Below are 25,385 nucleotides of genomic sequence, written 5' to 3'. Positions count from 1 at the left end.
CGGCAGCGGCGACGGCCCGCCGGCCGAGCCGAACTCGCCGGTGCTGGCCGCGGCGTGCGCGATGCCCTCCGCGAACGGCGCCCGGTACTGCTCCGGCAGCTGCGCGGCCGCCTTCGTCGCTTCGTCCGCGATGGACGCGCTGATCCGCGCCTGCAGCAGCACGCCGATCGCCGCGCTGCCCAGCACGCCGCCGACCTGGCGGGCGGTGTTGAAGATGCCGGACGCCGTCCCGGCCAGCCGCGGCTCGACCGACCCCATCGTCATGTTGCTCATCGGCGAGAAGATGCAGCCGATGCCGAGCCCGCACACCAGCAGCGCGGGGATGAACGCCCATGCGCTGCTCGTCGGCGTCGCCTGCAGCGCGATGATCCCCAGCCCGGCGGCGAGCGCCGCGAGGCCGAACACCACCAGGTACTTGCCGTTGACCTTGTCCGACGCGCGCCCGACGAACGGCGCGACGATCCCGGACAGCAGCGACATCGGCGCCGTCAGCAGGCCGCCCATGGTCGGGGTCAGCCCGAGCACCGACTGGATGTAGATGACCAGCGGCAGGAACATGCCGGTCATCGCGAAGCCGACCGTGGTCGCGGTGAGCGTCCCCGCGGAGAAGTTCCGGTTCGAGAACACCTGCAGCGGCAGCAGCGGCTCGCGCTTGTTGTACCGCTGCCACACCAGGAACGCGGCCAGCAGCACCACGCCGGCGCCGATGATCTCGAAGACGGTGACGCCGCCGAAGACCGTGCCCCAGTCGTACTGCTGGCCGTTCTGGACGCCGAACACGATGCAGAGCAGTGCCGCGCTGGACAGGAAGATCCCCAGCAGGTCGAACGAGTGCGAGTGCTTCGGCTGCCAGTCCGGGACCAGCAGCAGGGTGAGCACGATGGCGATCACGCCGATCGGCACGTTGACGAAGAAGATCCACTCCCAGCCGAGGTGGTCCACCAGCACGCCACCGAGCAGCGGGCCCGCGATCGTCGCCAGCCCGGCGACGCCGCCCCACATGCCCATCGCCGGGCCGCGCTTGGCCGGCGGGAACAGGTGCGTGATGAACGCCAGCGTCTGCGGCGTCATCAGCGCGGCGCCCAGCCCCTGCACGGCGCGCGCGGCGATCAGCATTTCGGCGTTGCCGGAGAGCCCGCACCACAGCGACGCGCCGGTGAACACGGCCAGCCCGGCGAGGAACACCCGCTTCGGGCCGAAGCGGTCGCCGAGCCGGCTGGTGAACAGCATCGGCACCGCGTAGGTGAGCAGGTAGACGCTGATCACCCAGACGATCGAGTTCAGCCCGGCGTTGAGCTTGTTCAGCATGGTCGGGATCGCGATCGACACGATCGTCGTGTCGAGCAGGATCATGAAGAAGCCGAGGCACAGCGCGCCGAGCGCGGCCCACGGGTTAGCTTGTCTGGCGTTCATCGTCGTCTTCCCTGGTGATGAGCGTGAGCTGGGGTTGTTCGCAGTCCTGGAACGGGATCCGCCCGGACTCGAGGTCGTCGATGAGCCGCTCGGTCCACTCGAGCTCGAACTTCCGGTGGTCGCACTGGTAGCGCCAGTCGAGCCAGTAGATCTCCGGCGTCCCGTCCGCGGCGAGGTGGTCGAGCACGGCCTGGTCCGCGGCGACGCCGGCCCGCAGCCGCGTGACGCGGTGGTCGAGTTCGAGCAGCGAGGCTTCCCGGCCCAGTTCGTCGATGACGGCGAGCCCGGAGAGGTAGGCCGGGTACTCCTTCGTGACGTCCCCCAGGAGTTCGCGGCCGCGCTGGTTGAATTCGTCGAGGCCCGCCTGCGTCATGCCGTAGACGGTCCGTTCGGGCCGCCTGCCGTCACGCTGCGTGTCGACGACCTCGATGAAGCCGTTGCGCTGCAGGCGTTCCACAGTGTGGTAGAGCGAGCCCGCCTTCACGTTGACCCGCGTGTCGACGAACCGCTCACGCATGAGCTGAGCCATCTCGTACGGGTGCATCGGCTTCTCGTGCAGCAGCTCGAGCACGGCGATGCCGAGCGGCGTCAGCTTGGCCGAGGCCATGGCGCGATCCCTCCAGGTCGGTTATTCCACGTGGACTATACGGGGTGGGGTAGGGACCGGTCCACGGCTATTCCCGTGACCGTCCGTGCACAGCGTGAAGGCCTCAATGATGTCGTCACGGGGGCCTTCGCGGCGTCTCTGGGAACGGCCATGGGAACCATCCCGTACTATAGTTGAGGTAGATGTACTAAAGTACGGGTGGGTGCGATGGAACTGAATCGGCCGCTGGCCACGGTGACTCCGACCCTGGACGGTGACGTGCTCGCCGTGCTGGCCGGCTTCGATGGGGTGTACACGACCGGTCAGCTGCACCGGGTGCTGGGCAGACATTCGGAAGAGGGCATCCGGAAAGTCCTGCAGCGGCTGGTGCGCCAGGGTGTCGTGCACGCCGACCGGGTGGGCAACGCTTTCGCCTACCGGTTCAATCGGGACCACCTCGCCGCGGAGCACATCACGGCCTTGGCGGGGCTGCGGGGGAAGCTTCTCGAACGGATCGAGGCCGCTTTGGCGGCCTGGAAACCGCGGCCGCGGTACGCGGCGGTGTTCGGCTCGGCCGCACGCGGTTCCATGACTGCCGAGAGCGACATCGACCTCCTCCTCGTTCGGCCGGACGACGCCGACGAAGATCGTTGGGGCCTTCAGGTCGACGGCCTGGCTGCCGATGTTTCCCGGTGGACGGGCAACGACGCCCGGATCCTCGAATTCACCGTGGCCGAGGTCGCGGCCCGCGGCCGCGACGAACCGGTGTTGAGCGACGTGGTGCGCGACGGCCTCACCGTGGCCGGCCGGCACGCCTGGCTGGCCGGGCAGATCCGGAAGAGAACGTAGCCCGGAGGTCCAGTGCGGCCGCTTGGCGAAGGCGGAACAATTCTGGGAAGTGGCCGGAATGGTGCGCGACCTCGCAGATGAGCAGGGCTCCAGTGAGATCGGGGCAAGTACGTGACTCTCTGCGTGCGCGCGGGGATCGCCGCCGACGCGCTCTGCTGCGCGACTACAGCCACAGGTCTGCCACGGCCGAGGACTTCAAGCGGGCCGGTCGGAGTGCCGAAGCGTTGGTGATGCGAGCGCGACGCCACTAGTTCGTGCTAAGAACTATCTATAGTAAGTTCGTACCATGAACTACCACTGGGAGGAATCATGACGCACTTCGGCATCGGCGTCTCCACCGCGGTCGCCGCCATCCCGGCCACCCTCGACCTCGCCGTCCAGGTCGATCGCGCCGGCCTCGACCTGCTCACCGTCTCCGATCACCCCTACCACGCCGACCGGCTCGACGCGTACGCCGAAATCGGCGTCCTGCTCGGGCGGACCGAACGGATCTCCGGCCTGGTCAGCGTCACCAACCTGCCGACGCGCCCGGCGCCGATGCTCGCCCGCACCATCACCAGCCTGTCCGCGCTCACCGGCGGGCGGATCGTGCTCGGGATGGGCGTCGGCGGGCTCTGGGACGACATCGCACGCCTCGGGTTCACCAAGCTGACCCCAGGCCAGGCCGTCCGCGCCTTCGAAGAGGGCATCCGGCTCGTCAAGCTGCTCGGCGGTGGCGGCGACCCCGTCACCTTCGACGGCGAGTTCCACCAGGTCACCGACCTGGTGCCGGCAGACGAAGCCATGCCGCCGGTGTGGACCGGGTCCGTCGGGCCGAAGTCGCTCGCCGTCACCGGGCGGGTGGCCGACGGGTGGATGCCCGGGCACGCCGCCGACTGGCTCAGTGAGCGCTTTCGCACCTCGCGGCCGGTGATCGACAAGGCCGCCGTCGACGCCGGGCGCGATCCCGCCGACATCGTCACCGTCTACAACTTCCCGGGCCGCATCACTGAAGCGCCGTTGGCGAAGACCCGCGCTGACGACGGACGCTGGATCGGTGGCTCGTCGGCGCAGTGGGTCGAGGAGCTGACCGGTGCGGTGCTGGAACACAACGCCGCCGGGTTCGTCCTGTTCGGTCCCGGTGGGAGCACGCCAGACGCGGAGTCCGCCGCGCGGTGGGCCGGGGAGATCGTGCCCGCCGTCCGGGAAGCCGTCGCGAAGTAGGCTGGTGCGATGGGGAAACGCGGGGAGGACCTCGGTGTGGTGGCCGGGCTCGTGCGGGCGTCGTTCCTGGTGAACGCCGTCTACACCGAGTCGGCCCGCGAATACGGGCTGACCGTGCAGCAGGGGCAGCTGCTGTGCGTGCTGATGGCGCAGCCGTACGGCATGGGCGAGCTCGGCGCGACGCTCGGCCTCGAGAAGTCCAGCTTGACCGGGCTGGTCGACCGCGCGGTCCGGCGCGAGCTCGTCCGCCGCGAGCCCGACCCCGACGACCGCCGCGCGGTGCACGTCGTGCTGACGGCGGAAGGGCGTGACCTGGCGGAGGAGTTCTACGCGGCGACGTGCCGGCGCGTGGACGAGCTGGCGGCCGGACTGCCCACATCGGACCGTGACCGGCTCGCGGCGCTGCTGGGCCGGGTGGTGCGGGACAACGAGGTACCGACTGTTTTCCTCGACGTCATCTGATCCCGACTTTCGTCGGGCCGTCGCCGGGTGACAGTGGGAGCGCCAGGTTCCCTGCCGTCGAGGAGCACCATGAAGCGCCTCATCCCGTTCGCCGTCGTTGCCCTTTTCGCCGGAATGCTCGCCACTCCGGCGCACGCCGCCACCGTGCACCGCGTTCTGTTCGACAACACCAAAGCCGAGACCGCCGGCAACGCCGACTGGATCGTCGGCACGTCCCAGCCCGATCCGACGGCGCAGAACTCCGCGCCGCAGAAGGAAACCGACTGGACCGGTGCGCTCTCGGCGTGGGGTGTCGCGCTGCAGAAGACCGGGCAGTACAGCGTCAAGACGCTGCCGCCGGGCAACACCATCACCTACGGCACCGGCGGGGCGCTCGACCTCCAGAACTTCGACGAATTCGTGCTGCCCGAACCGAACGTGGTGCTGAGCGCGTCCGAAAAATCCGCCGTCATGCGGTTCGTCCAGAACGGCGGCGGGCTGTTCCTCATCTCCGACCACACCGGCAGCGACCGCAACAACGACGGCTGGGACTCCCCGGAAATCATCAACGACCTGATGACGAACAACGGCGTCGACAACACCGACCCGTTCGGCTTTTCGGTCGACCTGAAGAACATCTCCAGCGACCACCCGGTGGCCATCAGCGACTCGACGAACCCCGTGCTGAACGGCGCTTTCGGCACGGTCAAGCACAGCCTGATCGCCAACGGCACGACGTTCACGCTCAAACCGGCCGACAACGCGTCGGTGAAGGGGCTCGCGTACCTGAGCACGTCGTCGCCGGGGAACTCCAACGCCTTCTTCGTGACGAGCACCTTCGGCTCCGGCCGCGTCGCGATCTGGGGTGACAGCTCGACGATCGACGACGGCACCGGCCAGTCCGGCAACACGCTCTACAACGGCTGGACGGACTCGACGGCCGACAACGCGGCGCTCGGCCTGAACGCCACCGCGTGGCTGGCCGGCAGCGGCACGACCACGCCGCCGCCGAGCGGGTGCACCGCCGGGCAGCTGCTCGCCAACCCGGGCTTCGAGTCGGGCGCGACCGCGTGGACGGCGTCGTCGGGTGTGATCGGCCAGCACGGCACCGACGAACCGGCCCACGCCGGGACGTGGAGCGCCTGGCTCGACGGCTACGGCGCGGCGCACACGGACACCGTGTCCCAGACCGTGACGCTGCCGAGCGGGTGTTCGGCGTACACGTTCTCGTTCTGGCTGCACGTCGACACGGCGGAGACGGGCACGACCGCGTACGACAAGCTGACCGTGAAGGCGGGCAGCACGACGTTGGCGACGTACAGCAACCTCAACGCGGCCAGCGGGTATCAGCAGCGGAGCTTCTCGTTGTCCGCGTACGCCGGTCAGTCCGTGACGCTCAGCTTCAGTGGCGTAGAGGGCTCACAGCTGCAGACGTCCTTCGTCGTCGACGACGCCGCCGTCAACGTGAGCTAGCTGGGGAAGCCCGAAGCGCGCCAAGCACCTTCGCCGGGGTGGAGCGGTCTACGCAGCGAAGCAGCGTGATCGCCCCACCACGACGTACGCGGCTTCGGCTTCTCCGGCGCCTTAGCGGCCGACGCCGCGGCGACGACCGCCGTCAGCGCCGCCAGCTCGGCGTCGCTCGGGTTCCCGCGGACCACCCGCAGCAGGGGTCGCTTCTCCTCGCTCACAGCGGGATGTTCCCGTGCTTCTTGGGCGGCAGCGACTCGCGCTTGTTCCGCAGCAGCGACAGCGCCCGCGCGACGTGCCCGCGGGTGTGCGCCGGCACGATCACGGAGTCGACGTAACCGCGCTCGGCCGCCGCGTACGGGTTGAGCAGCGTGTCCTCGTACTCCTGGATCAGCTCGGCGCGCAGGGCGTCGACGTCCTGTCCTTCGGAAGCCGCCTTCGCGAGGGTCTTGCGGTGGACGATGTTCGCCGCGCCCTGGGCGCCCATGACGGCGACCTGCGCGGTCGGCCACGCCAGGTTGATGTCGGCGCCGAGGTGCTTGGAGCCCATGACGTCGTACGCGCCGCCGTACGCCTTGCGCGTGATGATCGTGACCAGCGGGACCGTCGCCTCCGCGTAGGCGTAGATCAGCTTCGCGCCGCGGCGGATGATGCCGTTCCACTCCTGGTCGGTGCCCGGGAGGAAGCCCGGGACGTCGACGAAGGTGAGCACCGGGATGTTGAACGCGTCGCAGGTGCGCACGAACCGCGCGGCCTTCTCGGACGCGTCGATGTCGAGGCAGCCGGCGAACTGCGTCGGCTGGTTGGCGACGACGCCGACGCTCTGGCCGTCGACGCGGCCGAAGCCGACGATGATGTTCGGCGCGAACAGCTCGTGGACCTCGAGGAAGTCCCCGTCGTCGACGACGCGGGTGATCACCTCGTGCATGTCGTACGGCGTGTTCGGCGAGTCCGGGATGATCGTGTCGAGCTCGCGGTCGGCGTCGGTGACGTCGTCGAAGAACCCGGCCGGGGCGTCCGACGGCTCGAACACCGGCGCGTCGGAGAGGTTGTTCTGCGGCAGGTAGGAGAGCAGTTCCTTGACGTAGGCGATGGCGTCCTCGTCGTCGGAACCGAGGTAGTGCGCGACGCCGGACTTCGTGTTGTGGGTGCGGCCGCCGCCGAGCTCCTCGAAGGTGACGTCCTCGCCGGTGACCGTCTTGACGACGTCCGGGCCGGTGATGAACATCTGCGACGTCTCGTCGACCATCACGACGAAGTCGGTCAGCGCGGGGGAGTAGACGTGCCCGCCCGCGTTGGCGCCCATGATCAGCGAGATCTGCGGGATGACGCCGGACGCCTTGACGTTGCGGTTGAAGATCTCGCCGTAGAGGCCGAGCGAGACGACGCCTTCCTGGATGCGCGCGCCGCCGCCCTCGTTGATGCCGATGATCGGGCGGCCGGTCTTGATGGCCAGGTCCATGACCTTGACGATCTTCTCGCCGTAGACCTCGCCGAGGCTGCCGCCGAAGACGGTCACGTCCTGGCTGAACACGCAGACCGGGCGGCCGTCGACGGTGCCGTACCCGGTGACGACGCCGTCGCCGTAGGGCCGGTTCTTCTCCTGGCCGAAGTTGGTCGAGCGGTGCCGGGCCAGCTCGTCGAGCTCCACGAACGAGTTCTCGTCGAGCAGCAGCTCGATCCGTTCCCGCGCGGTTTTCTTGCCCTTGGCGTGCTGTTTCTCCACCGCGCGGGCCGAGCCCGCGTGCACCGCCTCGTCGTACCGGCGGTACAGATCGGCCAGCTTGCCGGCCGTGGTGTGGATGTCCGGTTCATCCTCGGGCGGCGTCCCGAGCGGCTCCGTCGCACTGCTCATGCCACGGGAGCTTAGCTACTTGCCGGTCACTTCGCGTGTGGCGTAGGCAACGTCCATGGACATCCGGACCCTCGCCGCCGCGGACCTGCCCGCGTGCTCCGACCTGGCCGAATCCCGCTCGTGGCCGCGCGAGCCGCCGAAGTGGGCCCTGCTGCACCAGGTCGGGCGCGTGTTCGGCGTGCCGGCTCCGGACGGCGCCGGCCTGGCCGCCACCGCGGTGCTGGTGGCGTTCGGTCCGGTGGCGTCGATCTCGATGGTGCTGGTCGCACCCCGCTACGAGCGGCGGGGGCTGGGCCGCGCGATCACGGCCCACGCGGTCGCGGCGGCGGGCGACGCGGTGGTGTGGCTCCACGCGTCGAAGCTCGGCCGCCCGCTGTACGAGTCGATGGGCTTCGTCGCCGACGGCGGCTGCCAAGGCCACGTCGGTCGATTTGTCGACGACCGTGGACCGGGTGCGGTGCCGGGGAGCTTGTCCGACGTCCTCCCGCTGGACCGCGCGGCCCACGGCGTGGATCGGACGGCGCTGCTGGAGCGGCTGGGGACCCCGTTCGTGGTCGACGGCGGCTTCGCGTTCGGCACGGACATCGGGCACGTGACGGTGATCGGCCCGGTGGTGGCGGAGACTGCGGAACAGGCGAAGGCCCTGATCCGCGGGGTGGCGCGGGCGGCGCCGGGGGAGGTCCGGGTGGACCTGGACTTCCGGTTCCCGGCGCTGACGGCGTGGGTGCGCGAGCGCGGGCTGGCCCCGGGCGCACTGGCCCCGCGGCTGGTCCTCGGTGGGCGGCCGCTCCCCGGCGACGCGGGGAAGCGGTTCGCCCCGTTCACGCGGGCCGTGGGTTAGACGGCGGGTTCGGGCGTTCCCGTGATCGCCTGATTTTCCGCGCCCGTGATGCCGAATTCGATCGTTTTCGTGATCCAGTAGGCGCTGAACACCCAGAGCCCGGCGGCTTCCACCCAGAAGAGGTTGACCCAGCCCGCCCAGTCGAAAAGGCCGACCACGGCGGGGAGCAGGATCATCAGCCAGCCGATCGTCCGGTACGTGATGCGGAAGATCTTCTGTTTGTCTTCCGGGAGCAAGCACACGGTCTTTTTCGCGCAGAGAATCGCGGTCAGGCCGATGCAGACGAAGGTGATGATCGCGAAGACCGCGTGGCCGGGCGGGAAGGTGAACTCGGCGGGCGGGCGGCCTTCGGGTACCGCGCACGGCAACATGGCGACCAGGATGGCGCTGACCCCCGCGATGTTGAGCAGCCAGTTCTCGAGCGGGGTGAAGATCTTGTACAGGACCATGAACGTCCCGGTGGTGACCAGTGCGCCGACGAACACGTCCCGCAGCGGGGTGTGGTAGTAGCCGCTGATCGAGTCCGGTTGCGGGCCGGCGTCGGTCAGCGGGCCGACGAAGAGCAGGAAGAAGGGGAGCAGGAACGCGATTCCCGCCATTCCCCAGCGCAGGGCGTAGTAGGTCTTGGCGATGTAGGTCCGCAGGGTTTCGCTGTTCGGTGGATTGTTCATGACGGCACCTCGGAAATCTCGTGTGCCGGTGAGTCGGCCGCGGCGCGCTCGCGGTTACGGCGGTTGCGCTGCTGACAGCTGAAATGTTACTGCGCCGACGGCCGGATCAATCCCGATTCGTAAGCCGCGATCACCAGCTGCGCCCGGTCCCGCGCCGCCAGTTTGTGCAGCAGCCGGCCGATGTGGGTCTTCACCGTCGCGATCCCCAGGTGCAGGCGGGCCGCGATTTCGTCGTTCGACAGCCCCCGCGCGATCAGCGTCAGCACCTCCTGCTCCCGCGCCGTCACGCCGGCCAGGCGCGTCACCGGGCCCGTCGGGAGCCGGGCGAACTCCGCGACCAGGCGGCGCGTCACCGAGGGGGCCAGCAGCGCGTCCCCGGACGCCACCACCTCGATCGCCGCCAGGAGGTCCGCCGGGCGGGTGTCCTTGAGCAGGAAGCCGCTCGCGCCCGCGCGCAGGGCCGCGTAGACGTACTCGTCCAGGTCGAACGTCGTCAGCATCAGGACCCGGACGGCGGTCTCCGCGCAGATCCGGCGTGTCGCTTCGATCCCGTCCATCGACGGCATCCGGACGTCCATGAGCACGACGTCCGGCTGTTCGCGCCGGGTCAGGGCGACCGCTTCGACGCCGTCGGACGCCTCGCCGACGACCTCCAAGCCCGGCGCGCTGTCGACCAGCACCCGGAAGCTGCCGCGCAGGAGCGCCTGGTCGTCGGCGATCAGGACGCGGGTCATCGGGGCACCGCCGTTTCGTAAGGCAGCCGCGCGAAAACGCGGAAACCGTGGTCGGCCGGGCCCGCGGAGAACTCGCCGCCGTAGACGGCCACGCGCTCGCGCATCCCGATCAGGCCGTGGCCCGGGGTCGCGACGCCGCCGCGGCCGTCGTCGCGGACTTCGATGCCCACTTCGCCGTCGCCGCCCGTGACGCGGATCCGGCACGTCGTCGCGGCCGCGTGCTTGACCACGTTCGTCAGCGCCTCCTGCACGATCCGGTACACCGACTGGCCGGCGCCGCCCGGCAGTTCGTCGAGGCCCTCGACCGCGAGGTCGACCGACAGGCCGGTCAGCTGCGCGCGGTCGGCGAGCGCGCGCAGGTCGGCGAGTGTCGGCGCGGGCGCCAGCGCCGGGACGCCGGTGCCGTCGCGCAGCACGCCCAGGACGCGGCGCAGTTCGGCCAGCGTCTCGCGGCTCGTGTCTTCGATGACCCGCAACGCTTCCCGCGCCTGGTCAGGTTGTTCGAGGGCGACGTGGTTGCCGACCGCGGCCTTCACCGCGATCAGGCTCATGCTGTGCGCGACGACGTCGTGCATCTCCCGCGCGATCCGCAGCCGTTCCGCGGAAACCGCTTCCCGCGCGTGGTTTTCCCGCTCGATCGAGGCGTACTCGCGGCGGCCGTGGACGGCGATGCCGAGCGCGAACCCGACGATCAGCGCCGACGCGCCGAAGTTCACCGTCGTCGCGGTGCTCGGGTTCGGCACCGCGACGCCGAGCAGGCCGATCCCGAGCAGCCCGGCCGCGAACCCAATCCGGGAGGCGCGGCTGCCGCGGTCCACGACGAACGTGTACAGCGCGCACCCGGCGGCCACCACGGCGATCGCCAGCACCGGCCCGCCGATCGGGATCGCCGCCGCGGTCAGCACCAGGGAAAGGACGTAGGCCGGCCGCGGCCACCAGCGCCGCAGCAGGATCGGGGTCACGCTCGCCAGCAGGATCGTCCAGCCGAGCCAGGGCGGCAGCCACGGCGGCAGCGCCCACGCGCCGGCGGCGAGGTTGCCGCCGGCGCCGATCGCCAGCACGAGGACCGCCAGCACGTCGAGAACCACGCGGATGCGCATGAACCGAACGTAATGCGGACCCCGCCCGGTGCGCGTCAACCCTGGGTCGGACGCTCCGCGTAGTGCTTCCGCACGGCCTCGACGCGGTCCGGCGGCCAGTCCGGCAGCGTGACGTCGTGCGTGGCGGCGAAGAGCTTGTCGAGCTGCTCGTGCCGCCGGGCCAGCTGGGCGGCGACGTCGGGTCCGGCTGCCTCGGTGAACTCGACGCGGGTGCCGTCGAGGGGATCCTGGGTGACGTGCCAGCCGGGTTCGTCCGGCAGCAGCGCCCGGACCTCGTCGACCGGTTTCCAGACCAGGTCGCGGCGGAAGCGGATGGTCCCGTCGGCCAGGACCTCGCCGTCGCCGAGGCCGAATTCGTCCACATAGGACGCCATGCGGGCGTGCCAGTTCGACGGCTGCTCGGCTTCGCCGCCGGACAGCCGCGCGTCGAGCGCGTCCAGGCAGACGTCCCAGCCGGCGGCGGTGCGGCCCGCGGCCAGCTTCGCGATCGCCGGCTCGCCGCGGCCGAAGGTGTGCGTGAACTCGAGGAGGCTGCCGTCGCCGTCCTCGGTGATCAGCCAGCGCAGGGTGTCGTCGTTCCAGACGAAGGTGAACTCGCGCGGCGGGTCGGCGGTGACGACCCGGCCGGTCGTCGAGGTGTCCTCGCCGGGAAAGGTGAACCGGATCGCGCCGCCGTCCCGCAGCTCGACGTCGACCTTCGCCGGGAACCAGTGCTCGAGTTCGGCCGGGTCGGTGATGGCCCGCCAGACGTGCTCGGGCGCGTGCTTCAGCCGGCGTTCCAGCCGGAGGGCGGGGCGGTCCTCGTCGGTCAGCAGTTTCGCGGGCATGCCCGTATATAACCACAGAGGCATATAAGGGTCAAGCGCCGCGGACGGCGGCGACCGCGGCGGCGAGCTCCGGGTCGCTCGCGGCCTTGTCGAGTGCCGTCCGCAGCACGGCGCAGTACGTCGGTTCGGTTTCGGCGTAGCGCTTGCGGCCGGTGTCGGTGATCACCGAGTAGACGCCGCGGCGGTCGTCCTCGCACAGGTCGCGGATGGTCAGGCCGGCGTCCTCGAGGCGGGCGCACATCCGGCTGACCGAGCTCTGGTTGAGCCCGATCGCGTCGGCGAGCTCCTGCATCCGCAGGCCGCCGCGCGGCCCGGCGACCAGCTTGCCGAGCGCGCGGTACTCGGACAGGCCGAGCCCGTGGCGCCGCTGCAGGGCCTTGGCGAGGTCCTGCTCGATCCGGGCGTGCAGCACGAGGACCCGCCCCCACGCCTGTTCGTCGACAGTCATTTTCCGGCCTCCTCTTGACGCCAGGATAGTCCATGGGCAGTCTTTATATGTACATGCAAATAACTGGAGGGGTTCGGACATGAGTGACCGCAGCTTCCTGTTCCTGGTGGGCGCCGCGCGGGCCGGGGGCAACACCGAGATGCTGGCCCGGCGGGCGGCGAAGGCGCTGCCCCCGGACGTCGAGCAGCGCTGGATCCGGCTGCCGGAGGTGCCGCTGCCGCCGTTCGAGGACCGCCGCCACGGCGCCGGCTCGCACCCCGAGCCGGGGGAGAACGAGCAGCTGCTGATGGACGCGACCTTCGCCGCGACCGACATCGTGGTCGTGTCGCCGGTGTACTGGTACTCGGTCGCGGCGAGCGTGAAGCTCTACCTCGACTACTGGTCCGGGTGGATGCGCCTGCCGGTGGAGTTCAAGCCGCGGATGCGCGGGAAGTCGTTGTGGGGCGTCAGTGTGCTGAGCGAATCCGCGCGGGAGGCCCAGCCGCTGATCGGCACGCTGGAACTCTGCGCGGAGTACCTGGGCATGAACTGGGGCGGGGTGCTGCTCGGCAACGGCAGCCGCCCCGGCGACGTGCTGCTGGACGAGGACGCGATGGCGGCCGCGCCGTCGTTCTTCGCCGGCGCGGACCTGGTCACCGCCTAGTCCAGGACGGCCTTCGCGATCAGGCGAAGGCCCTCGACGAGGTCGGCGCCCGACGGCGCGTGGCCCGGGTCGATCAGCCACTGGAGCATCACGCCCGAGAGCAGGGCCTGGTGCACCGTGCCGGCGGCCCGGGCCTCGGCGCTGCCGTCGTCGAGGCCCTGGAAGAGGTTCGCCAGGCCGTCGCGGGCCTGCTCGAGGGCGTTCGCCAGCTGCGCGCGGACGTCGTCGTCGAGGTCCGGCTGCGAGTACGCCTCGAATGTCATCGCCCACATCCGGCGGTGCTCGGGGAACGACTCGATGACGCGCTGCCAGATCAGCTCGAACCGCTCGGCCGGCGACGTGCCCGCGGGCGTGTCCACCCGCAGTGTCCCGGCCAGGGTCTCGCCCCATTCTTCGTTCGCCTCGATCAGGGCCGCGTTGAGCAGCGCTTCGCGTGAGCCGAAGTGGTACCCGATCGCGGCCATGCTCACGTTCGCCGCCGAGGCCAGGTCCCGGACGGTCGTGCGGGCGTAGCCCTTCTCGTTCAGGCAATCCTTCGCGCCGGTCAGGAGCGCTTCCCGGTTTCCCATGCCCGCAGTCTAGCACGAACGCCTTAGGCGAACGTCTTGCGCGATCGCCCAAATCCGGGTTACCGTTCTCGGCATGACGAACCGACGAGTCCTCATCTCCGGCGCGAGCGTCGCCGGCCCCGCCCTCGCCTTCTGGCTCCACCGCTACGGCTTCACGCCGACGGTCGTCGAACGCGCACCCGAGCTGCGCGACGGCGGCTACGCGGTCGACTTCCGCGGTGCTTCGCTGCAGGTCCTCGAGCGCATGGGCCTGCTCGGCGCGGTCGAAGCGGCCGCGACGCGGATGGGTGACGTGACCTATGTGGACGGTGACGACCGGCCGCTGGTCGTCACGCCCTCGACGTACCAGAGCGGCGAGCTGGAGATCCTGCGCGGCGACCTCTCGCGCATCCTGTACGACGCCACGAAGGACGACGTCGAGTACGTCTTCGGCGACTCGATCACCGGCGTCACCGAGCACGGCGACGGCGTCACGGTGACCTTCGCGCACGGCGAACCCCGCGAGTTCGACCTGGTCATCGGTGCCGACGGGCTGCATTCGAACGTGCGCTCGCTGGTCTTCGGCGACGAGCGGGAGTTCCGTCACGACCTCGGCTACTACGTCTCGATCTGCACCGTGCCCAACCACCTCGGGCTCGACCACACCGGCCGGTTCTACAACGAGCCCAACCGCACGATCGGCGTCTACAGCGCGCGGGACAACAGCGAAGCCAAGGTCATGTTCTGGTTCGGCGCCGACCGGCTCGACCACGACCACCGCGACGTCGAGCGGCAGCGCCGGATCGTCGAGGAGCGCTTCGACGGCGTCGGCTGGGAGGCGCCCGCGCTGCTCGACGCCATGCGCGCGGCGCCGGACTTCTACTTCGACTCGGCGAGCCAGATCAAGCTCGGCTCGTACGCGCGCGGCCGCGTCGCGCTGGTCGGCGACGCCGCCTACTGCGCCGCGCCGCTTTCGGGGATGGGCACGAGCCTGGCGGTCGTCGGCGCGTACGTGCTGGCGGGCGAGCTGGCTTCGGCGTCGCACGAAACGGCGTTCGCCGCGTACGAACGCGAGATGCGGCCCTTCGTCGACGCGTGCCAGAAACTGGCCGAGGGCAACGGGAAGTGGTTCGTGCCGCCGACGCGCGCGTGGCTGAAGTTCCGCAACCTGAACTACAAGCTGCTGCCCTACCTGCCGTGGCGGAAGCTGATCGAGGAGCTGCCGCTCAAGGCGGGCAACGCGATCACGCTGAAGCCGTATGCGGGGGCGCGGGTGTGACGCCGCGGCGCTTCGCGATGCCTGCCATGTTCTCGTCGCCCCAGTCGCCCAGCGGCAGCAACGCGGTGTTCAGCCGCTGACCCAGCTCGGTCAGCGAGTACTCGACCTTCGGCGGGACCTCGTGGAACACCTCGCGGTGCACGACCTCGTCCGCCTCCAGCTCCCGCAGTGCCTGGATGAGCATCTTCTCGCTGATCCCGGCCACCTTCCGCTTCAGCTCGCCGAACCGCAGCGGCTCGGCGTGCAGCGCCCAGAGGATCAGGGCCTTCCAGCGCCCGCCGATCACGTCGACGGCCGCGTCCAGTCCGCAGCGGTACGTCCGAGGCTGCATGCGCCCATCCTTACTTTTTGGTGGGTACCTGACTTATTAGTCGGTACTTGTCCAGTGTAAAGCGCTACCCGCAGCATGGAACCCATGGGAGAAAGCAAGAAACAGGTGAGCGTGCTCGGCCTGGGGCGGATGGGGGCCGCCCTCGCCGGCGCGCTCTTGGGGGCGGGACACGACGTCGCGGTGTGGAACCGGTCGCCGCTCAAGGCGGGCCCGCTGCTCGACCGCGGCGCCCGGCTCGCGGCCACGCCGGCGGAGGCGGGCGCGGCGGACGTGGTCATCAGCTGCCTGTCCACCTACGACAGTCAGCAGCCGGTGCTGGACGCGGCTTCGCTGCGGGGCCGGACGCTCGTGAACCTCACGTCCGGGACGCCGGAGCAGGCCCGCGGCGTCGCGAAGTGGGCGGCCTCGGAAGGCATCGACTACGTGGACGGCGTCATCATGGCGGTGCCGCAGGGCATCGGGACGCCGGGCGCGCGGATCCTCTACAGCGGTTCGGAAACGGCGTTCGCGGCGCGGCGGGACGTCCTGGAAGTGCTCGGTGAGCCGGTGTTCCTCGGCGAGGACGCCGGCATGGCGGCGCTGTACGACTTGGCCCTGCTCGGGATGATGTGGTCGGCGATGGGCGGCTACCTGCACGCGCTCGCCCTGGTCGGCAGCGAAGGCGTCACGCCGGCGGAGTTCACGCCGATGGCCCTGGACTGGCTGTCCTCGGTCGGCGGCTTCCTGACCGGGATCGGCGCGCAGGTGGCCAGCGGCGACTACGAAACCGACGTGTCCGCTTTGGACATCAACGCGGCAGGCCTCGCGATGCTCGTCGAGACGAGCCGCGCACAGGGCATCGGCACGGAGGTGCCCGCGACCCTGCGGGCGTTGTTCGACCGCGCGGTGGCGGCGGGCCACGGCGCGCACGCGATCGCGAGCGTCATCGAGGAGATCCGGTGAAGTACCTGGGGAAGAAGGCCGTCGTCACCGGCGGCACGCACGGCATGGGCCTGGCGGTGGTGCGCGCCCTGCTCGACGGCGGCGCCGAGGTGCTGCTGACCGGCCGCGACGTCTCGCCGCTGGAGGGGAAGCTGCCGGGCAAGGCGCACCTGCTGTCGTCCGACGCGGCCCGCCTGGCGGACATCGACGAGCTGGGCGCGGTCGCCGCGTCGACGCTCGGCGAGCTGGACCTGGTGTTCGTCAACGTCGGCTTCGCGACGCTGACGCCGTGGGACGCCGCGACGCCCGAGGTCTACGACCGCACCTTCGACGTCAATACCAAGGGCGCGTACTTCACGGCGCAGAAGCTGGCTCCGCTGGTGCGTCCGGGCGGCTCGTTCGTCTTCACGACGTCGGTCGCGGCCGAGGCGGGGATCGCCGGGATGGGCCCGTACTCGGCGGCGAAGGCGGCGGTGCGGTCGTTCGCGCGCACGTACGCGGCGGAGCTGGCGCCGCGCGGGATCCGGGTGAACGTCGTCAGCCCGGGCTACACGGACACGCCGACGATGGGCGTCACCGGCGTCCCGGCCGAAGTCCTGGCGGAGTTCAAGGCGGCGGGCGACGAGATCACCCCGCTGAAGCGCCACGCGACGGCCGGGGAGGTGGCGGCGGCGGTGCTGTTCCTGGCCTTCGAGGCGACGTTCACCACCGGCGCCGACCTCCCCGTGGACGGCGGTCTCGGCCAGCGCCTCACCCTGCCCGCGTGAGGTGCGCGGCGAGCCCGGTCTCGCCCGGCGCGCGGTCGGGGCGGAGGACGAGGTCGTCGTCGTAGTCACCGCCGTTCTGCGTGCGAAAGGGGATTGGCTCGGTCGTTTCGAGGGTGCTGAGGCGGCTTCGCAGTAGTTCGCGCGCTTCGGCGAACTCCGCGTCGGACACCCGGTCGGCGCCGAAGACCGGAACCGGTGGCAGCACGGACATCCCGGCGTAGAACAGCGTCCCGTGGTGCAGCGGGAACAGGACGTCGGCCAGCGCGCCGTTCACCCCGCGCGGCCCCATGGCCGGCTCGCGGGCGCCCGCGGTGAGCACCACCACCGCGCGCTTGCCCGCGAGCCGGCCCTCGCCGTAGCGCAGCGTCCGGCCGTCCTCGCCGCGGACGCCGTACCCGAACCCCTTCACGAAAACGCGGTCGAACCAGCCCTTCAGGATCGCCGGCAGGCCGTACCACCACAGCGGGAACTGCACGATGACGGCGTCCGCCCAGTCCAGCTTTTCCTGCTCGGCGACGATGTCCGCGCTGAGTTCGTTTCGCGCGTGCGCCCGGGCCGACGTCGCCCCGACGACCAGCCGTTCGTCCCCGGCCTCGGCCCCGAAGTCGCTGGCGTCGACCACCGGGTTCCACTTCATCGCGTACAGGTCCGACTCCCGGACGTCGTGCCCGAGCTCCCGGAGCGTCCGGATGCCGTCGTCACGGAGAACCCCGCTCAGCGAGCGCGGTTCGGGATGCGCGAAAACCCACAAGACGTTCATGACCTCGATGGTCACGGCCTCGGCGGCCCGATTCGAGTGGCCCGATGGCCAACCTGTGCAAGAATCGGGCCATGGCCGAATTCGCGCACCCGAACCGCCACCACGTCGCCGTCCTGGTCCGCCACGGCATGCTCGTGATGGAGCTCGGCATCGTCCACCGGCTGTTCGGGGAGGCGCGGTCGGCCTCCGGCGAGCCGCTGTACGAGGTCGTGACCTGCACGCTCGAGCCCGGCCCGGTACGCACCGATTCGGACTTCACCATCCCGGTCGACCGCGGCCCCGAGGTACTCGCCGAGGCGGACACGGTGCTCGTCCCCGCGTCCCGGGCCGAGTACGAGCCGATGGCCCGCGTGCTGACCCCGCCGCTCAAGGCCGCGCTCGCCCGCATCCCGCGGCACGCGCGGATCGCGTCGATCTGCACCGGCGCGTTCGTGCTCGCCGCGGCCGGCCTCCTCGACGGCCGCCCGGCCACCACCCACTGGCGCTCGGCCGAGGAGCTGCAGGACCGGTTCCCGGAGGTCGACGTCGACCCCTGCGTGCTCTACACCGACGACGGCGACGTCCTCACTTCGGCCGGTGTCGCCGCCGGCATCGACCTGGTGCTGCACATGATCCGGCGCGACCACGGCGCGGCCGTGGCCAACGAGGTCGCCCGCGGCACGGTCGTCTCCCCGCACCGCGAGGGCGGCCAGGCCCAGTTCGTCCGCCGCCTGGTGCCCGAGCCGAGCACGTCGTCGACGAAGGAAGCCCGCGCGTGGGCGCTGGAGAACCTGCACCGGCCGCTGACCCTGCGCGAACTCGCCGCCCGCGAGGCGATGAGCACCCGCACGTTCACCCGCCGCTTCCGCGAGGAAGTCGGCATCTCGGCCCTGCAGTGGCTGACCCAGCAACGCGTCGAGCGCGCCCGCCAGCTCCTCGAGGAAACCGACCTCGCGGTCGACCGCGTCGCCACCGAGGCAGGCTTCGGCACGGCGGCGTCCCTGCGCCAGCACTTCCAGGCGGCCCTCGGGGTGTCGCCGAGCGCGTACCGCTCGACGTTCCGCGGCGAATTGGCCACCCAAGCCGGGTAGCGTCGGCTCATGGACGACTTTTACGTCAGCCACAGCCGCTTCTCCGACCCGGGCGCCCAGGCGTCCTGGCTCGACACGACACCCAGCGACCTCGCGGCGTTGCGCGAGGCGGCCTTCCAGCTCGTGTTCCACTACTGGGCCCACGGCGACATCACGCAGCACGGGTTCCCGGCTGCGCGCCGGGAAGAGATCACCCTGCGCTACGCGTCGGACATGTTCGCGCGCCTGCGCGAGCTCGACCCGGCCCCACCCGGCGGTCCACGCCCGCCGCTGAAGCGGATCGTCGGCTGCTGCCGCGATTACACCCTCCTGTTCGTCTCGATGGCCCGCCACCACGGCATCCCGGCCCGCGCCCGCGTCGGCTTCGCCGGCTACCTGATGCCCGGCTGGTACCTCGACCACGTCGTCGCCGAAGTCCACGACGGCACCGATTGGCACCTGGTCGAACCGGGCTTCCGCGGCAACGTCGCGTTCGACCTCGTCGACGTCCCCCGCGACCAGTTCCTGACCGGCGCCGACGCGTGGACAGCGGCCCGCGCGGGCGACCTCGACCCGGCCAAGCTGGTCGTCTCCCCGGACCTGGACGCCCCGTTCCTGCGCGGCCTCCCGTACGCGCGGCACAGCCTCGTGCTCGACCTCGCCTCGCTCAACAAGCACGAGATGCTCCAGTGGGACCTCTGGGGCACCCTCGACACGGCCGCACCCGACCCGGCGGCCTTCGCCCGCACCGACGAGCTGGCCGAGCTGATGGCCGACGCCGACGTCGATCAGCTGCGCGTCGCGTTCGAGGCCGGCGACGTCCGGGTGCCGCCGGTGATCCGCTCGCTCACCCCGCCGGCACAGCGCCCGGTCGAGGTCGTGCTTCGCTGATCTCGACGGCGGTCCGCACGAACCGCGCGATCCGCACGTCCCGCGCGGTGGCCGCCCAGGCGAGCGCGAGCGCGTACGGCGTCGCGTCCACCACCGGCCGGTAGACGACGTCGTTGCGCGACCGCAGGTCGGCCACCGACGCCGGCAGCAGCGCGATCGCCTGCCCGAGCGCGACGGTCTCCAGCAGCTGAGCGCTGTCGCGCACCACGGGCCCCGGCGTCACCGGCCCCCCGGTGACGTCCTGCCCCGACCAGTACGCCCGCGCCGCGGCGGACGAACCCGGCCAGACCGGCGTCGCCCGCCCGGCGAAGTCGGCGCAGGTCAGTACCGAGCGTCGAGCCAGCTCGTGCCCCGAAGGCAGCGCGGCGACCCGCGGCTCGCTGACGAGCACTTCGACGTCCAGCCCGTCGTGGTCGCCCGGACAGCCCAGCACGGCGACGTCGGCCTGGCCGTCGCGCAGCAGGTCGGCCTGCTCGCCGAACCCGCTGACCCGGATCTCCACCGGATCCGGGTGCGCGTCGGCGATCCGCCGCAGCAGATCGGTCGCGACCCCGGGCTTCGCGGTGACGACGAGCGCCGGCGTCCGCTGCACGGCCCGCCGCGTCCGCCGCACGGCCGCGGCGACGGCATCAAGCGCCTTCGCGGACTCGACGAACAGGACGTTCCCGGCCGGCGTCAGCGCCACGTGCCGGCTGGTGCGTTCGAAGAGCTGCACGCCGAGCCGCCGCTCCAGCAACCGGATCGCCCGCGACAACGGCGGCTGCGCCATCCCGAGCCGCTCGGCGGCGCGGGAGAAGTTCAGCTCCTCGGCGACCGCGCGGAAATACCGCAGCTCACGGACCTCGACATCGTCCATACCGGGAGAGTATCGCGGCAGAGTCCACAGGTCTTTCCCTTTCTGTTTCGCGAATGGTGGGGTTGGTGTCGATAACTCCACAAAGGACGGACAGTGATGATGGATTCGCAGCGGAACAAGGAAGTGGTCCTCGGGTTCCTCCGGGTGGCGTTCGGCGAGAAACGCCCGGTGGAAGCGTTCGAGGCGTATGTGGGCGAGGGGTATGTCCAGCACAACCCGCACGCGCCGGGGGACGCGGGGGAATCGGCCCGATATCTGGCGCGGTTCGTGGAGAGGTTTCCGGAGTTGAGGTTGGAGGTGCGGCGGGTGGTCGCGGAGGGGGACTGGTTTGCACGCACAGCTTGATGCGGTTGACGCCTGATTCGCGGGGGAGCGCGATCGCAGATGTGATGCGGGTGCGGGAGGGGCGGATTGTGGAGCATTGGGATGTGGTGCAGGAGGTGCCGGAGGTGACGGTGAGCGGGAATCCGATGGTTTAGGTGGACGGGCGGGGGCGCGAGTGGCGGCGGGCTCGGTTGTGCGGGCAGGGGATGCTGGGGCTCGGGTCGGTGCCAGTGAACGGGTGCCGGGTGGTTGGGCCGCGAAGCCGATGGGCGGGTCGGGTTGTGTCGGCTTAGCGGAGGCTTGCGGGCACATTGGGTCTGTGCGGCGCGGGGCAGGCCGGTGCGGAGGCGTGCGGTGGCCGGGTTGTGCTTCGCCGCGGTGGATGGGCGCGGCGAGTGGGTGCCGGGGTGAGCCGCGGGTTCGCGGGGTGGCGAGGCGCGCGGTTGCCGGTGGGCCGCGGTTTCGTGGGTGGGTGCGGTGAGTGGCGCCGGATGGCTGGGGGTGCGGTGTGGGTGCCGGTGGGCTGCCGGTTCGTGGGTGGGTGCGGTGAGCGGCGCCGGGTGGGCCGCGGGTTCGTGGGACCGGCGCGGTGAGTGGGTGCCGGGCCGGTGTGGAGTGGGTGGGTGCGGTGAGCGGCGCCGAGTGGGCCGCGGGTTCGTGGGGCGGGTGCGGTGAGTGGTGCGGGCCGGCCGTGGAGTGGGTGGCGGGTTGCCGTTACGGGGCGATTCCGTTGAGCACCGTGCGGACCACCGCTTCCGGCTCTGGGGGGTTCGTGCGGCTCGCGTGGGGGAAGATCGTGCCCAGTACCGTCTCGTGGCAGTAACCCACCAGGAGGGCCGCTACCGCGTCCACATCGGACTCTGGGTGGAGCCTGCCCAGGGCTTGCTCCTCCTTCAGGTACGCCAGCAGGCGGTCGCGCCAGTCGGCTGGGCGCTCGCCGAGGTCGGCGAAGCGCTGGAGGATCTCCGGGTTGCCGTAGAGGCCGCTGAAGGCCGGGACGATCACGCGGTGGAGGCCGAGGCCGTACTCCAGGTGGCGGTTGAGGTTCTCCGCCAGCGTTCCTTCGCCCGCCACCGGGAGCTTGCCCAGCAGCGTCTCCGCGCCGCGGACGTGGCGGTCGAGGGCCCAGGCCACCAGCTCCTCCTTGTCGGAGAAGTGGTTGTACAGCACGCCGTCGGCGACGCCTGCCGAACGCGCTATTTCGCGCACCGTCAGGCCCGCGGTGCCGCGGGTGGCGATCAGCTTTTCGGCGGCTTCGACCAACAGGTCGTGCAGGGACTGCCCGTCCTTCTGGGCCGCGGCTTTCCTCGGTGACATCACCGCCATCGTACGGGGACCCGCGTCACGACCTCCTTCCCGTGACCAGCCACGCCGTGCCGCGCAGGCGGACCGCGTCCGGGGTCGCGAACTCCTCCAGCGCCGCGGTGAGGGCCGCGGTCGCCTCGGCCGCCGTCTTGGGGTCGACGAGGCCCAGGTGGTGACGGACCGGGCCCCAGCCGGAGATGAACTTCGCCGCGTCCGGGACGTCGTGGCCCCAGACCTGGTCCGCCTCGACGTGGGTGCACGTCACGTCTTCGAAGCCGGCTTCGGTCAGCACCGCCTTCGTCCGGTCCGGGTCGGCGAAGGAGGTCGGGCCGCTGCCGTCCGGGCCGGTCGGCTGGGGCAGGTACGGCGCCATCGCGCCGAAGAGCCGGCCGAGGTCCGTGTCCGCCAGGGCGGTCATGCACAGGAACGCCAGGCGGCCGTCCGGGCTCAGGGCCCGCCGGACGTTGGCGAACGCCGCCACCGGGTCGGCGAAGAACATCACCCCGAAGCGGCTCACCGCCAGGTCGAAGCCGCCGTCGGGGAACGGGTGGACCTGGGCGTCGCCCTGCTCGAAGCTCACGTTCGGGGCCTCCGCCGCCCGTGCGCGTGCCGTCGCGAGCATCGGCCCGGACAGGTCCACGCCGGTCACGGACCGGGCGCGGGTCGCGGCCAGCCGGGTCAGCTGGCCGTTGCCGCAGCCGATGTCGAGTACCCGGTCCGTCAAGTCCACCTGTTCGAGCAGGTAGCGGTTGAAACCGCTGTTCACCGCGTCGTAGCGGTCGGCGTGCGTCGCCCAGTGTTCCCCTTCGTACCCGTTCCACGCTTCGGCCTGTGCGGTGTTGACGATCCCGGTCATCTCATCCTCCCAGTTGTGAACGCTCATTCATGAACGTCTGTTCATAGTGGCCCGTGCGGGAGTTCGCTGTCAAGGAAAACGCGTTCGATCACCTGTTCGAGTGGTCGACCGCGATGTGCAGCGAGGCGAGGCGGGCGGGATCCGCGATCACCTCGTACGCCGCCACCCGATCGCCCTCGACCACCACGGTGAGCACCAGCGAAAGCCGGCCGCGCGGGGCGACGACGACCCCGACGGAGCCGTCGATCAGCGCCGTCTCGGCGAACCGGGCCCGCTTCCCGAACACCCGCGTTTCCTCCGCCACCGCACGGGCTCCGCGCACCTCGAGCGCCGCTCCCGCAGGCAACGCGGCCGTGTCGGCGCGGCGGACCACGTCCGGTGCCAGCACTTCGAGCAACTCGGCGAGGTCGCCGCCGCGGGCCGCGGTCAGGAACGCGTCGACCACCCGGCGGTGCCGAGCCAGGTCGGCCGGCGGCAGCGGGGACGTGCCCCGCACCCGGTGCCGCGCCCGGCTCGCCAGCTTCTTCGCCGCCACCGGCGTGCGGTCGAGCACCGGCGCGATCCGGTCGAACGGCACCGCGAACAGGTCGTGCAACACGAACGCGATCCGCTCGGCGGGGCCCAGCGCGTCCAGCACGACGAGCAGCGCGCGGCCCACCGCGTCGGCCAGCTCGACTTCGCCGGCCGGATCGGTGTGGGCGACCGGCTCCGGCACTGCCGCGAGCGGCTCTTCGCGCCGCGCCTTCCGGGAGCGCAGCACGTCGAGGCAGACGCGCGAAACGACCGTGGTCAGCCACGCCGCCAGGTTGTCGACGGACCCGGCCCGGGTGAGCCGCAGCCACGCTTCCTGGACGGCGTCGTCCGCTTCGGCCGCCGAGCCGAGCATCCGGTACGCCAGCCCGCGCAGCCTGCCGCGTTCGGCCTCGAACAACTCCGCCAGCTCGTCCATCGGTCACCTTTCGCCGCCGCCCACCGTCGCCCCTTCGACGACCATCGACAACCAGAGGTGACCGAATGAGCTTGCTGACCCCCGCCGACCTGGGCGGCCGGCGCCTGCCGAACCGCGTCGTGCTGGCGCCGACCACCCGGGCCCGCGTCCCCGGTGGCGTGCCCGGCGACCTGCAGACCGCCTACTACGCGCAGCGCGCCGGCGCCGGGCTCGCGATCGCCGAGGCGACCTGGGTGAGCGAACGGGCCATCGGCTTCGAGAACGTCCCGGGCCTCTACACCGACGCGCAGGTCGCGGGCTGGCGGCGGGTCACCGACGTCGTGCACTCGCTCGGCGGGCGGATCGTGGTGCAGCTGTGGCACACCGGAGCCGTGTCGCACCCCGACATCCTCGGCGCGCACCCGGCCGGGCCGTCGGCGGTGAACCCCGAAGAGCCCGTTTACCTCGCCTCCGGACGTGGCTCGACGCCGACTCCGCGCGCGATGAGCGTGGCCGAGATCCGCGCCACCGTCGCGGACTACGGCACGGCGGCGAGGAACGCGCGCCGCGCCGGCTTCGACGGCGTCGAGATCGCCGGCAACGGCGTGTACCTGCTCGCCCAGTTCCTGCACCCGCGGCTCAACCACCGCACCGACGCCTACGGAGGTTCCGCGGCCAACCGGCGGCGCCTGCTCATGGAGGTCGTCGAGGCGACCAGCGAACACGGCCTCGTCGGCGTCCGGCTCTCGCCGTGGTGGACCGGCGGGCTGTTCACCGTGGACGACGAGCTCCGCACCGAGTACGACGCGCTCGTCGCGGCGCTCGACGTGGACTACCTGCACCTGCGCGGCCCCGACACCGGACCGGACTTCGCCGCCTTCGCGCGGTACCGGCGGCTGTTCGGCGGTTTCGTGATCGTCAACAACGGCTTCGGCCGCGACACCGGCAACGCCGTGCTCGACGCGGGGATCGCCGACGCGGTCTCCTTCGCCCGGCACTTCGTCGCGAACCCGGACCTGGTGACGCGGTTCGCGCTCGACCTCCCGCTCGCGCCCGCCGACCCGGCGACGTACTACGGCGGCGGGGCGGCGGGGTACCTCGATCAGCCGCAGGCGGCGGTGTCCCGGTAGCTACTCCTGCGGGCACCACACCGCCAGCTCGCTCCCGCCCGGCTCCCGGAAGTGGAACCGCCGCCCGCCGGGAAAGGAGAACGGTTCCTTCGTCACCTCGCCGCCCGCGGCCAGCACCGCCTCGCGGGCGGCGGGGAGGTCGTCGGTGCGGATCGTGATCAGGGGCGCGCTGGGCTGCTCCGCCGCGTCGGACTGGAAGCCGAACGTGAGGCCGGCGGCCCGGACGTCGGTGTAGTCCGGGCCGTACGGTGTCACGCGCCAGCCGAACGCGCGCTCGAAGAACTGCCCGGACGCCGTGGCGGAGGCGGACGGGAACTCGGCGAAGTCGACTTCGTACATGCCGCCGACGCTAGCGGCGACCA

The 25,385-nt window shown here is 71.2% G+C and carries 30 protein-coding genes; 13 read left to right on the top strand and 17 right to left on the bottom strand.

Annotation, left to right across the window (positions count from 1 at the left end):
* Both G3I65_RS38995 and G3I65_RS38990 read right to left on the bottom strand, forming a co-directional pair.
* On the bottom strand, positions 1-1,413 hold a 1,413-nt coding region (locus G3I65_RS38995; protein ID WP_160700527.1), incomplete at its 3' end, for a DHA2 family efflux MFS transporter permease subunit.
* A complete protein-coding gene (locus G3I65_RS38990) occupies positions 1,394-2,020 on the bottom strand; it encodes a PadR family transcriptional regulator (RefSeq protein WP_160700526.1) in 627 nt (208 codons plus the stop codon). The genes G3I65_RS38990 and G3I65_RS38995, both read right to left, overlap by 20 nt.
* 258 nt (positions 2,021-2,278) lie before the next feature.
* Here G3I65_RS38990 and G3I65_RS38985 point away from each other — a divergent pair, with 258 nt between their 5' ends.
* From G3I65_RS38985 to G3I65_RS38970, 4 genes are all read left to right on the top strand, one after another.
* Complete coding sequence (locus tag G3I65_RS38985) at positions 2,279-2,848, top strand: nucleotidyltransferase domain-containing protein (protein ID WP_309235931.1); 570 nt, start codon at positions 2,279-2,281, stop codon at positions 2,846-2,848.
* A 309-nt stretch (positions 2,849-3,157) separates the two neighbouring features.
* A complete protein-coding gene (locus G3I65_RS38980; RefSeq protein WP_160700524.1) occupies positions 3,158-4,051 on the top strand; it encodes an LLM class flavin-dependent oxidoreductase in 894 nt (297 codons plus the stop codon).
* A 9-nt stretch (positions 4,052-4,060) separates the two neighbouring features.
* Positions 4,061-4,513: a MarR family winged helix-turn-helix transcriptional regulator gene (locus tag G3I65_RS38975; protein WP_160700523.1), complete on the top strand. Its 453-nt coding sequence runs from the start codon at positions 4,061-4,063 to the stop codon at positions 4,511-4,513.
* A gap of 69 nt (positions 4,514-4,582) precedes the next feature.
* Positions 4,583-5,965, top strand: coding sequence for a hydrolase (locus tag G3I65_RS38970; RefSeq protein ID WP_160700522.1), 1,383 nt, complete (start codon positions 4,583-4,585; stop codon positions 5,963-5,965).
* Here the strand turns inward: G3I65_RS38970 and G3I65_RS38965 are convergent.
* Positions 5,962-6,180, bottom strand: a complete 219-nt coding sequence (locus G3I65_RS38965) for an acyl-CoA carboxylase subunit epsilon (protein WP_125307205.1) — start codon at positions 6,178-6,180, stop codon at positions 5,962-5,964. The genes G3I65_RS38970 and G3I65_RS38965 overlap by 4 nt on opposite strands.
* A complete protein-coding gene (locus tag G3I65_RS38960) occupies positions 6,177-7,814 on the bottom strand; it encodes an acyl-CoA carboxylase subunit beta (protein WP_160700521.1) in 1,638 nt (545 codons plus the stop codon). Before G3I65_RS38960 ends, G3I65_RS38965 begins: the two co-directional genes overlap by 4 nt.
* Positions 7,815-7,869: 55 nt before the next feature.
* On the opposite strand from G3I65_RS38960, the gene G3I65_RS38955 reads away from it, so the two are divergent.
* The gene (locus G3I65_RS38955) at positions 7,870-8,655 is read left to right on the top strand and encodes a GNAT family N-acetyltransferase (protein ID WP_160700520.1); all 786 of its coding nucleotides are present in this window, start codon (positions 7,870-7,872) and stop codon (positions 8,653-8,655) included.
* Here the strand turns inward: G3I65_RS38955 and G3I65_RS38950 are convergent.
* From G3I65_RS38950 to G3I65_RS38930, 5 genes are all read right to left on the bottom strand, one after another.
* Positions 8,652-9,326: a hypothetical protein gene (locus tag G3I65_RS38950; protein WP_160700519.1), complete on the bottom strand. Its 675-nt coding sequence runs from the start codon at positions 9,324-9,326 to the stop codon at positions 8,652-8,654. The genes G3I65_RS38955 and G3I65_RS38950 overlap by 4 nt on opposite strands.
* An 86-nt stretch (positions 9,327-9,412) precedes the next feature.
* Positions 9,413-10,060, bottom strand: a complete 648-nt coding sequence (locus tag G3I65_RS38945; RefSeq protein ID WP_160700518.1) for a response regulator transcription factor — start codon at positions 10,058-10,060, stop codon at positions 9,413-9,415.
* Positions 10,057-11,160: a sensor histidine kinase gene (locus G3I65_RS38940; RefSeq protein WP_160700517.1), complete on the bottom strand. Its 1,104-nt coding sequence runs from the start codon at positions 11,158-11,160 to the stop codon at positions 10,057-10,059. The genes G3I65_RS38945 and G3I65_RS38940 overlap by 4 nt, the downstream gene beginning before the upstream one ends.
* A gap of 35 nt (positions 11,161-11,195) precedes the next feature.
* Complete coding sequence (locus G3I65_RS38935; protein ID WP_160700516.1) at positions 11,196-11,987, bottom strand: SRPBCC family protein; 792 nt, start codon at positions 11,985-11,987, stop codon at positions 11,196-11,198.
* Between the two features lie 31 nt (positions 11,988-12,018).
* On the bottom strand, positions 12,019-12,435 hold the full coding sequence (locus G3I65_RS38930; RefSeq protein ID WP_125307198.1) for a MarR family winged helix-turn-helix transcriptional regulator: 417 nt from the start codon (positions 12,433-12,435) through the stop codon (positions 12,019-12,021).
* Between the two features lie 79 nt (positions 12,436-12,514).
* On the opposite strand from G3I65_RS38930, the gene G3I65_RS38925 reads away from it, so the two are divergent.
* Positions 12,515-13,078, top strand: coding sequence for a flavodoxin family protein (locus G3I65_RS38925; RefSeq protein WP_160700515.1), 564 nt, complete (start codon positions 12,515-12,517; stop codon positions 13,076-13,078).
* Here the strand turns inward: G3I65_RS38925 and G3I65_RS38920 are convergent.
* Entirely contained in the window at positions 13,075-13,647 is a 573-nt protein-coding gene (locus tag G3I65_RS38920) for a TetR/AcrR family transcriptional regulator (protein ID WP_160700514.1), read from the bottom strand. The two genes, G3I65_RS38925 and G3I65_RS38920, sit on opposite strands and share 4 nt — an antisense overlap.
* Positions 13,648-13,720: 73 nt before the next feature.
* On the opposite strand from G3I65_RS38920, the gene G3I65_RS38915 reads away from it, so the two are divergent.
* Entirely contained in the window at positions 13,721-14,905 is a 1,185-nt protein-coding gene (locus tag G3I65_RS38915) for an FAD-dependent monooxygenase (protein WP_160700513.1), read from the top strand.
* Here the strand turns inward: G3I65_RS38915 and G3I65_RS38910 are convergent.
* On the bottom strand, positions 14,871-15,236 hold the full coding sequence (locus G3I65_RS38910) for a helix-turn-helix domain-containing protein (RefSeq protein ID WP_203612638.1): 366 nt from the start codon (positions 15,234-15,236) through the stop codon (positions 14,871-14,873). The two genes, G3I65_RS38915 and G3I65_RS38910, sit on opposite strands and share 35 nt — an antisense overlap.
* 84 nt (positions 15,237-15,320) lie before the next feature.
* On the opposite strand from G3I65_RS38910, the gene G3I65_RS38905 reads away from it, so the two are divergent.
* Together G3I65_RS38905 and G3I65_RS38900 are read left to right on the top strand one after the other, a co-directional pair.
* A complete protein-coding gene (locus G3I65_RS38905; protein WP_166641120.1) occupies positions 15,321-16,178 on the top strand; it encodes an NAD(P)-dependent oxidoreductase in 858 nt (285 codons plus the stop codon).
* Positions 16,175-16,924 carry an SDR family oxidoreductase gene (locus tag G3I65_RS38900; RefSeq protein WP_160700512.1) on the top strand — a complete coding sequence of 250 codons (750 nt, stop codon included), beginning with the start codon at positions 16,175-16,177 and terminating at the stop codon, positions 16,922-16,924. Before G3I65_RS38905 ends, G3I65_RS38900 begins: the two co-directional genes overlap by 4 nt.
* Here the strand turns inward: G3I65_RS38900 and G3I65_RS38895 are convergent.
* Positions 16,908-17,684, bottom strand: a complete 777-nt coding sequence (locus tag G3I65_RS38895) for an NAD(P)H-dependent oxidoreductase (protein ID WP_166641119.1) — start codon at positions 17,682-17,684, stop codon at positions 16,908-16,910. The genes G3I65_RS38900 and G3I65_RS38895 overlap by 17 nt on opposite strands.
* Before the next feature lie 71 nt (positions 17,685-17,755).
* On the opposite strand from G3I65_RS38895, the gene G3I65_RS38890 reads away from it, so the two are divergent.
* The gene (locus G3I65_RS38890) at positions 17,756-18,754 is read left to right on the top strand and encodes a GlxA family transcriptional regulator (RefSeq protein WP_160700510.1); all 999 of its coding nucleotides are present in this window, start codon (positions 17,756-17,758) and stop codon (positions 18,752-18,754) included.
* 9 nt (positions 18,755-18,763) lie between these two features.
* Entirely contained in the window at positions 18,764-19,624 is an 861-nt protein-coding gene (locus G3I65_RS38885; protein ID WP_160700509.1) for a transglutaminase-like domain-containing protein, read from the top strand.
* Here the strand turns inward: G3I65_RS38885 and G3I65_RS38880 are convergent.
* Positions 19,581-20,480: a LysR family transcriptional regulator gene (locus G3I65_RS38880; protein ID WP_160700508.1), complete on the bottom strand. Its 900-nt coding sequence runs from the start codon at positions 20,478-20,480 to the stop codon at positions 19,581-19,583. The genes G3I65_RS38885 and G3I65_RS38880 overlap by 44 nt on opposite strands.
* A 96-nt stretch (positions 20,481-20,576) precedes the next feature.
* Here G3I65_RS38880 and G3I65_RS38875 point away from each other — a divergent pair, with 96 nt between their 5' ends.
* Positions 20,577-20,825: a nuclear transport factor 2 family protein gene (locus G3I65_RS38875; RefSeq protein WP_239071711.1), complete on the top strand. Its 249-nt coding sequence runs from the start codon at positions 20,577-20,579 to the stop codon at positions 20,823-20,825.
* 693 nt (positions 20,826-21,518) lie between these two features.
* Here G3I65_RS38875 and G3I65_RS38870 read toward each other — a convergent pair.
* The 3 genes from G3I65_RS38870 to G3I65_RS38860 form a co-directional block, all read right to left on the bottom strand.
* Positions 21,519-22,121, bottom strand: a complete 603-nt coding sequence (locus G3I65_RS38870) for a TetR/AcrR family transcriptional regulator (protein ID WP_239071710.1) — start codon at positions 22,119-22,121, stop codon at positions 21,519-21,521.
* Between the two features lie 25 nt (positions 22,122-22,146).
* Positions 22,147-22,965 carry a class I SAM-dependent methyltransferase gene (locus tag G3I65_RS38865; protein ID WP_160700506.1) on the bottom strand — a complete coding sequence of 273 codons (819 nt, stop codon included), beginning with the start codon at positions 22,963-22,965 and terminating at the stop codon, positions 22,147-22,149.
* A gap of 88 nt (positions 22,966-23,053) precedes the next feature.
* A complete protein-coding gene (locus G3I65_RS38860) occupies positions 23,054-23,914 on the bottom strand; it encodes a sigma-70 family RNA polymerase sigma factor (protein ID WP_160700505.1) in 861 nt (286 codons plus the stop codon).
* 65 nt (positions 23,915-23,979) lie between these two features.
* Between G3I65_RS38860 and G3I65_RS38855 the strand changes: the two genes are divergently transcribed.
* Positions 23,980-25,023, top strand: coding sequence for an alkene reductase (locus G3I65_RS38855; protein WP_160700504.1), 1,044 nt, complete (start codon positions 23,980-23,982; stop codon positions 25,021-25,023).
* On the opposite strand, the gene G3I65_RS38850 is transcribed toward G3I65_RS38855, so the two are convergent.
* Positions 25,024-25,385 (bottom strand): VOC family protein (locus G3I65_RS38850; RefSeq protein ID WP_239071709.1); only part of this gene is annotated, 362 nt, incomplete at its 5' end. It lies immediately after the preceding gene.

Source organism: Amycolatopsis sp. SID8362 (assembly GCF_010550475.1).
GTDB lineage: Bacteria > Actinomycetota > Actinomycetes > Mycobacteriales > Pseudonocardiaceae > Amycolatopsis > Amycolatopsis eburnea.
This window is presented reverse-complemented; position numbering and strand designations above follow the sequence as displayed.

Excerpts from the sequence above, each read along its gene's own strand:
- G3I65_RS38990 (WP_160700526.1), bottom strand. The coding sequence starts at position 2,020 with ATGGCCTCGGCCAAGCTGACGCCGCTCGGCATCGCCGTGCTCGAGCTG.
- G3I65_RS38980 (WP_160700524.1), top strand. The coding sequence starts at position 3,158 with ATGACGCACTTCGGCATCGGCGTCTCCACCGCGGTCGCCGCCATCCCG.
- G3I65_RS38975 (WP_160700523.1), top strand. The coding sequence starts at position 4,061 with ATGGGGAAACGCGGGGAGGACCTCGGTGTGGTGGCCGGGCTCGTGCGG.
- G3I65_RS38970 (WP_160700522.1), top strand. The coding sequence starts at position 4,583 with ATGAAGCGCCTCATCCCGTTCGCCGTCGTTGCCCTTTTCGCCGGAATG.
- G3I65_RS38960 (WP_160700521.1), bottom strand. The coding sequence starts at position 7,814 with ATGAGCAGTGCGACGGAGCCGCTCGGGACGCCGCCCGAGGATGAACCG.
- G3I65_RS38955 (WP_160700520.1), top strand. The coding sequence starts at position 7,870 with ATGGACATCCGGACCCTCGCCGCCGCGGACCTGCCCGCGTGCTCCGAC.
- G3I65_RS38950 (WP_160700519.1), bottom strand. The coding sequence starts at position 9,326 with ATGAACAATCCACCGAACAGCGAAACCCTGCGGACCTACATCGCCAAG.
- G3I65_RS38945 (WP_160700518.1), bottom strand. The coding sequence starts at position 10,060 with ATGACCCGCGTCCTGATCGCCGACGACCAGGCGCTCCTGCGCGGCAGC.
- G3I65_RS38940 (WP_160700517.1), bottom strand. The coding sequence starts at position 11,160 with ATGCGCATCCGCGTGGTTCTCGACGTGCTGGCGGTCCTCGTGCTGGCG.
- G3I65_RS38935 (WP_160700516.1), bottom strand. The coding sequence starts at position 11,987 with ATGCCCGCGAAACTGCTGACCGACGAGGACCGCCCCGCCCTCCGGCTG.
- G3I65_RS38930 (WP_125307198.1), bottom strand. The coding sequence starts at position 12,435 with ATGACTGTCGACGAACAGGCGTGGGGGCGGGTCCTCGTGCTGCACGCC.
- G3I65_RS38925 (WP_160700515.1), top strand. The coding sequence starts at position 12,515 with ATGAGTGACCGCAGCTTCCTGTTCCTGGTGGGCGCCGCGCGGGCCGGG.
- G3I65_RS38920 (WP_160700514.1), bottom strand. The coding sequence starts at position 13,647 with ATGGGAAACCGGGAAGCGCTCCTGACCGGCGCGAAGGATTGCCTGAAC.
- G3I65_RS38915 (WP_160700513.1), top strand. The coding sequence starts at position 13,721 with ATGACGAACCGACGAGTCCTCATCTCCGGCGCGAGCGTCGCCGGCCCC.
- G3I65_RS38910 (WP_203612638.1), bottom strand. The coding sequence starts at position 15,236 with ATGCAGCCTCGGACGTACCGCTGCGGACTGGACGCGGCCGTCGACGTG.
- G3I65_RS38905 (WP_166641120.1), top strand. The coding sequence starts at position 15,321 with ATGGGAGAAAGCAAGAAACAGGTGAGCGTGCTCGGCCTGGGGCGGATG.
- G3I65_RS38895 (WP_166641119.1), bottom strand. The coding sequence starts at position 17,684 with ATGAACGTCTTGTGGGTTTTCGCGCATCCCGAACCGCGCTCGCTGAGC.
- G3I65_RS38890 (WP_160700510.1), top strand. The coding sequence starts at position 17,756 with ATGGCCGAATTCGCGCACCCGAACCGCCACCACGTCGCCGTCCTGGTC.
- G3I65_RS38885 (WP_160700509.1), top strand. The coding sequence starts at position 18,764 with ATGGACGACTTTTACGTCAGCCACAGCCGCTTCTCCGACCCGGGCGCC.
- G3I65_RS38880 (WP_160700508.1), bottom strand. The coding sequence starts at position 20,480 with ATGGACGATGTCGAGGTCCGTGAGCTGCGGTATTTCCGCGCGGTCGCC.
- G3I65_RS38875 (WP_239071711.1), top strand. The coding sequence starts at position 20,577 with ATGATGGATTCGCAGCGGAACAAGGAAGTGGTCCTCGGGTTCCTCCGG.
- G3I65_RS38870 (WP_239071710.1), bottom strand. The coding sequence starts at position 22,121 with ATGTCACCGAGGAAAGCCGCGGCCCAGAAGGACGGGCAGTCCCTGCAC.
- G3I65_RS38865 (WP_160700506.1), bottom strand. The coding sequence starts at position 22,965 with ATGACCGGGATCGTCAACACCGCACAGGCCGAAGCGTGGAACGGGTAC.
- G3I65_RS38860 (WP_160700505.1), bottom strand. The coding sequence starts at position 23,914 with ATGGACGAGCTGGCGGAGTTGTTCGAGGCCGAACGCGGCAGGCTGCGC.
- G3I65_RS38855 (WP_160700504.1), top strand. The coding sequence starts at position 23,980 with ATGAGCTTGCTGACCCCCGCCGACCTGGGCGGCCGGCGCCTGCCGAAC.